Origin of the sequence: Aquiflexum sp. (assembly GCF_041751335.1) — a bacterium.
Taxonomy (GTDB): domain Bacteria; phylum Bacteroidota; class Bacteroidia; order Cytophagales; family Cyclobacteriaceae; genus Aquiflexum.
This window is the reverse complement of sequence record NZ_JBGSXS010000106.1, coordinates 1-7,880: the sequence shown is the minus strand read 5'-3', so window position 1 is coordinate 7,880 and position 7,880 is coordinate 1. Positions and strand designations below refer to the sequence as shown.

Genomic DNA, 7,880 nt, shown 5'->3' with positions numbered 1-7,880 from the left:
ATTATTTTAGCCATTCCCGTGATTTACTGATAACTTCTTCATGACTTAAAACTTCACCTTTCTCTTCCTCCAATTCGGATTCATCGATGTCCGCAAGTAAAGAAAGTTGGTCATAAACGTCTTCTAAGGTTGATTCAGGAGTTAATCGATCAGCAATTTGAATCAGATATTTTTTTAAAACGGGAACTTTCATACCTAAATTTATTACTTTAAGATGGATTTAACACTATCATCACATTTGATTTTCAGAAATTACAAAAGCCCAGTACCTTCCTCCAAACTCACCTCATAAAACTTTGGAGTAACGTCATATTTGGATTCAAAAGCAGGTTTGATGCTGTCTTGAAGGGTTTTGACTTTTGATTTTTCCACAATGTTGATGGTGCAGCCACCGAACCCGCCACCCATCATCCGGCTTCCCAATACCTCATCAAGGTCCTTGGAATAGTCAACCAAAAAATCAAGTTCAGGACAAGAGACTTCATACAGCTTGCTGAGCCCTTCATGCGACTGGTACATTTTTTCACCAAAACCTTTCAGGTCATCTTTGTCCAATAATTCAGAGGCAGCTAAAACCCTATTATTTTCTTCAATGATGTATTTACATCGGTTATAAACTAATTGGGTGATATCTGACCTAATAGCATCCAAAACTTTCAAATCCATATCACGGAGTGATTTGATTTCAGGATACAGTTTTTGGGCGGCCGCTACACCAGTTTGGCATTCTTCCCTTCTTTTGTTGTATGCCGAGTCTGCCAATGAGTGTTTGACACAGGTGTCAATCAGCAAAATGCTATGATCAGGAAGCTGAAGGGGAAAATGATGAAAATCAAGTGATCGACAATCCAAACGGATAACATGGCCTTTTTTTCCCATTGCAGAGGCAAATTGATCCATGATGCCGCATTGAACTCCTGCGAAAACATGTTCTGCTTTTTGGGCATAATGGATTAAAGACCTTTTTGATATATGAAAGCCAAATAGCGTGCTCATCGCAAATCCAACAGCAGCCTCCAAAGCGGCAGAGGAGGACAATCCCGCACCTACAGGAATATCTCCGCCAAAGACCATGTCAAATCCCTGAACAGCGTATCCAGCCTGTTGAAGTTGGGCGGCTACTCCCATAATGTAAGTTGCCCAATGACCTTTGTAAGGACCAAAAGAATCCAAATCAAATACAAATTCCTCTTGAAAATCCATTGAATAAATTCGCCCTTGCCGACTTTGATTTGCAGCTATGGCCACAATCATTTTCTTGTCGATTGCAGCAGGCATGACAAAGCCCTCATTGTAATCAGTGTGTTCTCCGATAAGGTTAATCCTTCCAGGGGAATAAACTACAAGAGGTTCTTTGGAAAATGTTTCTTTAAATGTGGTAATTATATTATCTGTCATTGTTTTTTCTTCGAAGAGTTTCTCTCAACCAATGTTGTAAGCAGAACAAATGATTGGGGATCATCCGACACGATTTCATCCAATTGGTCCAATAGGTGATTGGCCGCAAGTTGTCCCATTTCATAACCTGGCTGGGAAACAGTAGTAAGTGAAGGCTCTACGACTGCAGAAGTAGGGTTGTTGGTAAATCCAACCAATGCGATATCCTCTGGAATTTTGATTCCTTTTTCCTTCAAGACCAACATTACATCCAATGCAAGGGGATCAATCATGGCAAAAATTGCATCTGGAATATCCTCACTTTCCAGCATTTCCAAAGTCACTTGTCTGTTCATTTCTGGTGTAAGGTCTGTGTAATACACTTTACTGTTGTTTTCGGAAATATTATATTCAGCTAAAGCTTCCAAATACCCTTCTTTTCTTTTTTTACTGATATAGAGATCCTCTGGTCCAGAGAAATAGGCTATTTTTTTACAGCCTTGATGCAATAGGTGCTGTACAGCCAAATAGGCTCCATGAGCATCATCTACTGTCACCTTTGAAACGGGAATTTCTTCTGTCACCCTGTCAAACATGATAAAGGGAATTTCCCGGTCATAAAGCTCCTGAATATGTTCATAGGTCTTAGTTTCTCTGCTCAGGGAAATCAAAAGGCCATCTACCTGACTTGAAACAAGTGTTCTGACATTGGCTTTCTCTTGTTCATAGGATTCGTTGGACTGACAGATCATGATATTGTAGCCTCTCTTGTATGCGGTATCCTGAATGCCACTGATGTTGCTTGAAAAAAAATGTGAAGTCAATTCAGGAACAATTACCCCCAATACCTTACTCCTTGATATCCTAAGACTTTGTGCAAGCAAGTTGTATTGATAGTTCATACTTTTGGCCATTTCCACAATTCGGAGCTTGGTATCCTTGTGAAGCTCGGGTGAGTCTTTCAATGCCCGTGAAACAGTTGATACCGAAACCCCCAATTTTTTGGCGATTTCTTTCATCGTTACCTGATGGCCTTTCTTCATGGTCTGTGTGGTTATTGGGATATTTTATTCCTGATAAAGGGTAAATAATACGGTCTGCCCTACTGCTCGTAGGCATCTTTTATCTATGTTGTCCATATTATCAGAATGCGTATGATGATAATGGCCAAAGCCGTAATCAGGGGAAAATTCGACAATATTTATCATTGGAATCCCAGCATCACGATTGACAAAAACATGATCATCAATGATTTCAGGAGCATCCCTCATGATAAAGAAGTCTGAATATCCCAATTCTGATGCGAAATTCCATACTTTATTCACAATGTTTTTGCCATAGCGCATGGAATAACCTTCTCTGTAAAACCTAGCTCCTTTAGCACCCACCAAGTCAACCAAAATTCCATAATAGGCAGCATACCCCTTTTCATGAGGTGTTTTGGACCAATGTTGCGAACCTAAACACCACCAAATCTGAGAATTGTCGCGCGAATTGGTATGTTCAGGTTCACCGTCATCCTCTCCGTCAAATAAAATAAAATCTAATCCAATCTCAGGTTTTAAATCAGAAAGTTGGATTACTCTAGCAATTTCCAGCAATACAGCAACACCCGAACCTCCGTCATTGGCACCATCAATAGGTTCATCAATCCTTTCTGTATCCTTATCCGCAACCCTTCGTGTATCCCAATGAGCAGCCAAAAGCACTCTCTTCTTGGCAGAAGGATTATAAGACGCGATGATGTTGGTCAAATCCCAAAGGTTATCGTCATACGTAGTCGCCTGAAACTCCTGCGTTTGCACTTCCAATCCAAATCCCTCAAACTTTTTGATCAGCCATTCTTTGGTGTTGCGGTGACCTTCTGTGTTGGGGACCCTTGGGCCAAAGTCCACTTGTTTTTGGATAAAGTGATAGGCAGAATCAGCCGAAAATTCAGGAACAGGTTTGTAACTGATCTGCTGCTGAACTGTATCAGCGCCTTTGTCAGCTCCGCAGGACCAGATAAACAATAGTAGCAAATAAATCAAACCTTGTCTATTCTTCATAAGCCCAATCTATTTTGTCCTTCATGTCTTTGACTACAAATCCCAACTCTTTTAATGCCGACCTGATTTCATCTACTTTATCGTAATTTTTGGCAGTTTTGGCTTCTGTATAAAGTTTAAGGAGTACATTTAATAAACCCTGTTGGTTATCAGATTTTTCCTCACTTAGCCCCAAGATATTCTCTACGAAAACCAGATAGGTACTGATCATTTTATCAAAAACCTCTTTTCCAAAAATTGGAGACTTCAATTGGCCTGTATAGATCGAATTGATTTTTTTCAGGAGGTTGAAAATATGCCCGATTGCCTGTGCGGTATTGAAATCATCGTCCATTGCCCTAAAAGCGTTGGCAATACTTTGTTCAACCTGACCGACTTGGTTTTCGTCCAATGGCTCATTTCCTTCGGACGTGTATTCCAGATTTTTGGCAATTCTTAATCCGTTGATGATTTTCTTGTATCCTTTCTGAGCAGCTTTAAGGGCATCGTTGGAGAAATCCAAGGTAGATCTGTAATGGGCAGTAAGAATAAAATAACGGATCGTCATCGGACTATAGGCCTGTTCCAATAGATTGTGTTTTCCAGTAAACAACTCCTGAAGAGTAATAAAGTTGCCCAGAGATTTGCCCATTTTCTGCCCGTTGATGGTGATCATGTTGTTATGCATCCAGTATTTGGCTGGATCCTGATGGTTGCAGGCATTCCCTTGTGCAATTTCGCATTCGTGATGCGGAAACATCAAGTCCATTCCGCCGCCGTGGATATCAAATTGTTTTCCAAGATACTTAGAGCTCATTGCGGTACATTCCAAATGCCATCCGGGGAAACCTACTCCCCATGGAGATTCCCATTTCATCAGGTGTTCGGGTGAAGCATTCTTCCACAAAGCAAAATCCACCTGATTTCTTTTTTCCCCTTGTCCATCCAAATCCCTGCTTCCACTCATCAATTCCTCTAAGACTCTTCCCGAAAGTTTGCCATATTGGTATTTTTCGTTGTATTTCAGTACATCGAAATAAACTGAGCCATTAACTTCATAACCCAACCCTTCATCAAGAATCCCTTGAACCAGTGCAATTTGTTCAGGAATATGGCCTGTTGCACGAGGTTCTATACTTGGCTTCCAGGTATTCAGTGCTTCCATATCACGGTGGTAGGAATCAGTATATTGCTGTGCCACTTCCATTGGTTCGAGTTGTTCCAATTTGGCTTTATTGGCGATTTTATCTTCCCCCTCATCTGCATCTCCCTGTAAGTGACCTACATCAGTGATGTTCCTGACATATCGGACCTTATAGCCTAAATGAGTCAAATACCTATTGACTGTATCAAAAGTAATGGCAGGCCGGGCATGTCCTAAGTGGGCATCACCGTAAACGGTTGGTCCGCAGACATACATGCCTACATGCGGAGGACTAAGGGCTTCAAAATCTTCTTTCTTGCGGGAAAGCGTGTTGTATATTTTGAGGGTATTTTGTTTCATGGGTTTTATTGTACGAAGTATATAGTACCAAGTACCAAGTATGAGTTTGAACCTGCAAAATAGGGGATTGGAATGAGTAAATAAAGGTATTCTTTATACGTGTGTTTAAAAATAGTGGAGTTGAGAGGATTTACAACCGATAAATTAGACCTTCTTTATTAGCAAATCATCAAAAATGTTGGATACCTCCTCTGCCGCTTGATAGGGAAGAAGCGCAGTATCGGAAATCCCTGAAACCACTTTGGTGATATCATGGTCAACGGAGCCATTGTTGGCCCATTTGCATATTGAAGTGGCTGTAATGTAAGCTGAAAAATTATGATGCCCAGAACAGGGCCTTTCTCCAATGATATGAATGATCCCTTTTTGCCTGTCGGAAATAGGAAGTGACCCGAACAAATGTTCCCCAGCAGCATACCCTGCCCTTACCCTTCCATGGGTAAAAACAATAGGTTGGGGGCTGATTTTGATTACTTTTTTGGTGAGATGATCGGTTAGTTCTTGGAGGAACGGGAATAAGTGTCCATCATCCATTAATGCCTTTGCATTTAATCCATCAGAAATTGAAGTCTAATTTTTATTTGAATTTGAAAAAGCGCTTTAAAGTTTCGCAGAGTCATTCCTAAAAATAACCAATTTGAATTGAAACTTTACCAAAGTTGGAATTAGTAGTGCGAAAATTAACCTAAAAATAATTTTGATCTAAGAGTTTCAAACAAAGCCTCATTAGTTTGCTCATTCTTGGCTAAAAAGACCTTCGGGGTTTTGAAAACCCCAAAGGTTAAGGCGCAAACCAATTCACCATCCTTTGCCATCCCGATTTTTCCCCTATTTTTGTAATTATGCTATCCAAAAAAACCAAATACGCTTTTCACGCCCTGACTTACCTCGGCAAGCATAGGGACCAAAAAACTGTTTTAATTCAGGACATATCTGAGGAGTACGGCATCTCCCATAAATTTTTGGAAAACATCCTTCTTGAACTCAAAAAAGCCGGAATCCTTGGTAGCAAAAAAGGAAAAGGTGGAGGCTATTACCTGATCAAAGAACCCAAGGATGTGCCGCTTTCCAAGGTGATACGTTTGCTCGATGGGCCAATAGCCTTATTGCCATGTGTCAGTCTGAATTACTATGAACCTTGTGTGGAATGTAAAAGTGAAGTTAAATGTGGACTGAATAAGGTAATGATTCAGGTAAGAGACGAAATGCTTAACGTGTTAGAAAACAAGTCATTAGCAGATATTTTGGATAAAGAATAAAATTTTTTATTCATTTACCCTATAATATTTATAGGTTTTATATACTTTTGTTTTTGAGATTAATAAAAAATGTATGATTCTAGATCAGCCTCTTAAAAAATGGTTTGTAAATAACAAAGGTCAGGACACCAATGTCAAGAGTTTTGTCAAATCCATCTCATGGAGAATAGTCGGTACCATCGACACCATGGTGATTTCATTTTTTGTGACAGGTCAATTGGTAATGGCACTGTCCATTGGTTCCATTGAAGTGGTCACCAAAATAGCCCTTTATTATCTCCACGAGCGCGCCTGGGAAGGTGCCATAAAAATCGAAAAAGATGAGCCTAAAAACGAATTTGCATAGTTTGAGTGAAAAAGTTGAAAAGCTAAATCCTGTAGAGGCGCTTGGCTTTTTGTCAGATCTCTTTCCCAGAAAAGTTGTCTTTTCGACTTCATTGGGACAGGAGGATCAGGTAATTACCCAATTGATCGCAGATAACGACCTTTCGATCCATATTTTTTCTTTGGATACTGGTAGACTTTTCCCTGAAACATTGGACTTGATAGCAAGAACAGAAAGTAAATACAATAGAAAAATTCAGGTATTATATCCTGAAAAGGCATCCCTTGAGAATCTTATAGCTACTATCGGGATCAATGGTTTTTATGATTCAGTGGAAAACAGAAAATCTTGTTGCCATGTGCGAAAAGTTGAGACTTTGAAAAGAGCTTTGGCAGGAAACAGCATTTGGGTGACGGGTCTTCGTTCAGAACAGAGTGCCAACCGTTCCTCCATGAGAAAAATCGAGTGGGATGAAGCCAACCATATCATCAAATTCAATCCTTTGCTGGATTGGTCTTATGATCAATTGATTTCCTATATCCAAGAAAATAAAATCCTTTACAACCCATTGCATGACAAAGGATTCATCAGCATTGGCTGTGCTCCTTGTACAAGGGCCATATCAGCAGGTGAAGATGCCCGCGCAGGAAGATGGTGGTGGGAAGAGTCAAAGAAAGAGTGTGGGTTGCATGCTAAGTAAGACGTAAGATTTAAGACACAAGACACAAAACACAAGACTTCGGAATTCATCATTCATTATTCATCATTCGAAATTTGGGATTTAGTATAATGAATATCGAACATCGAATGAAGAAGTTTAAAAGAAATAAAAAACATAAAGATTTAATCACTATGTCAAACCTACTTATACCTAATCCCAAAGAAGCAGAATCGATTCATATCCTAAGGGAGGTGGCGGCGCAGTTTGAAAAGCCTGTGTTGTTATTTTCAGGAGGTAAAGATTCCATCACTTTGGTCAGGCTTGCCCAAAAGGCATTTTATCCTGCAAGGATTCCTTTTCCGCTATTGCATATTGATACTGGGCATAATTTTCCTGAAACTATTCAGTTCCGAGATCAATTGGTGGCAGAGTTGGGATTGGAATTGATTGTCAGAAATGTGCAGGACTCCATCGATCAGGGAAAAGTTACGGAAGAAAGGGGCAGGTATGCCAGTAGAAATACCTTGCAGACTACCACTTTATTGGATGCCATTGAGGAGTTCAAGTTTGATGCTTGTATAGGCGGTGCTAGGAGAGATGAGGAAAAAGCAAGAGCCAAGGAAAGAGTTTTTTCCGTTCGAGATGACTTTGGCCAATGGGATGAAAAAAACCAGCGTCCTGAGCTTTTTGACATGTTGAATGGCAAAATTCATCAAGGTCAGAATGT

General features: G+C 40.1%; 10 protein-coding genes. 4 read left to right on the top strand and 6 right to left on the bottom strand.

Going from position 1 to position 7,880, the window contains the following annotated elements:
• Position 1: 1 nt before the first annotated feature.
• The 6 genes from ACEW8U_RS06090 to ACEW8U_RS06065 form a co-directional block, all read right to left on the bottom strand.
• Positions 2-193 (bottom strand): hypothetical protein, encoded by a 192-nt coding sequence (locus ACEW8U_RS06090; protein WP_373521148.1) that lies wholly within the window; start codon positions 191-193, stop codon positions 2-4.
• A 59-nt stretch (positions 194-252) separates the two neighbouring features.
• Positions 253-1,398 carry a galactokinase gene (galK, locus tag ACEW8U_RS06085; protein ID WP_373521147.1) on the bottom strand — a complete coding sequence of 382 codons (1,146 nt, stop codon included), beginning with the start codon at positions 1,396-1,398 and terminating at the stop codon, positions 253-255.
• Entirely contained in the window at positions 1,395-2,420 is a 1,026-nt protein-coding gene (locus ACEW8U_RS06080; protein WP_373521146.1) for a LacI family DNA-binding transcriptional regulator, read from the bottom strand. The genes galK and ACEW8U_RS06080 overlap by 4 nt, the downstream gene beginning before the upstream one ends.
• 24 nt (positions 2,421-2,444) lie before the next feature.
• A complete protein-coding gene (locus ACEW8U_RS06075; RefSeq protein ID WP_373521145.1) occupies positions 2,445-3,425 on the bottom strand; it encodes a M28 family peptidase in 981 nt (326 codons plus the stop codon).
• A complete protein-coding gene (gene cysS / locus ACEW8U_RS06070) occupies positions 3,415-4,908 on the bottom strand; it encodes a cysteine--tRNA ligase (RefSeq protein ID WP_373521144.1) in 1,494 nt (497 codons plus the stop codon). Before cysS ends, ACEW8U_RS06075 begins: the two co-directional genes overlap by 11 nt.
• Before the next feature lie 144 nt (positions 4,909-5,052).
• Positions 5,053-5,472: an ethanolamine ammonia-lyase light chain EutC gene (locus ACEW8U_RS06065; RefSeq protein ID WP_373521149.1), complete on the bottom strand. Its 420-nt coding sequence runs from the start codon at positions 5,470-5,472 to the stop codon at positions 5,053-5,055.
• 278 nt (positions 5,473-5,750) lie between these two features.
• Here ACEW8U_RS06065 and ACEW8U_RS06060 point away from each other — a divergent pair, with 278 nt between their 5' ends.
• The 4 genes from ACEW8U_RS06060 to cysD all read left to right on the top strand — a co-directional run.
• Positions 5,751-6,167: an Rrf2 family transcriptional regulator gene (locus tag ACEW8U_RS06060; RefSeq protein WP_194973016.1), complete on the top strand. Its 417-nt coding sequence runs from the start codon at positions 5,751-5,753 to the stop codon at positions 6,165-6,167.
• Positions 6,168-6,240: 73 nt separating this feature from the next.
• Entirely contained in the window at positions 6,241-6,513 is a 273-nt protein-coding gene (locus ACEW8U_RS06055; RefSeq protein WP_373521143.1) for a DUF2061 domain-containing protein, read from the top strand.
• Positions 6,488-7,192, top strand: a complete 705-nt coding sequence (locus tag ACEW8U_RS06050) for a phosphoadenylyl-sulfate reductase (RefSeq protein ID WP_373521142.1) — start codon at positions 6,488-6,490, stop codon at positions 7,190-7,192. The genes ACEW8U_RS06055 and ACEW8U_RS06050 overlap by 26 nt, the downstream gene beginning before the upstream one ends.
• A gap of 152 nt (positions 7,193-7,344) precedes the next feature.
• A partial coding sequence (gene cysD, locus ACEW8U_RS06045; RefSeq protein ID WP_373521141.1) for a sulfate adenylyltransferase subunit CysD occupies positions 7,345-7,880 on the top strand: 536 nt, incomplete at its 3' end.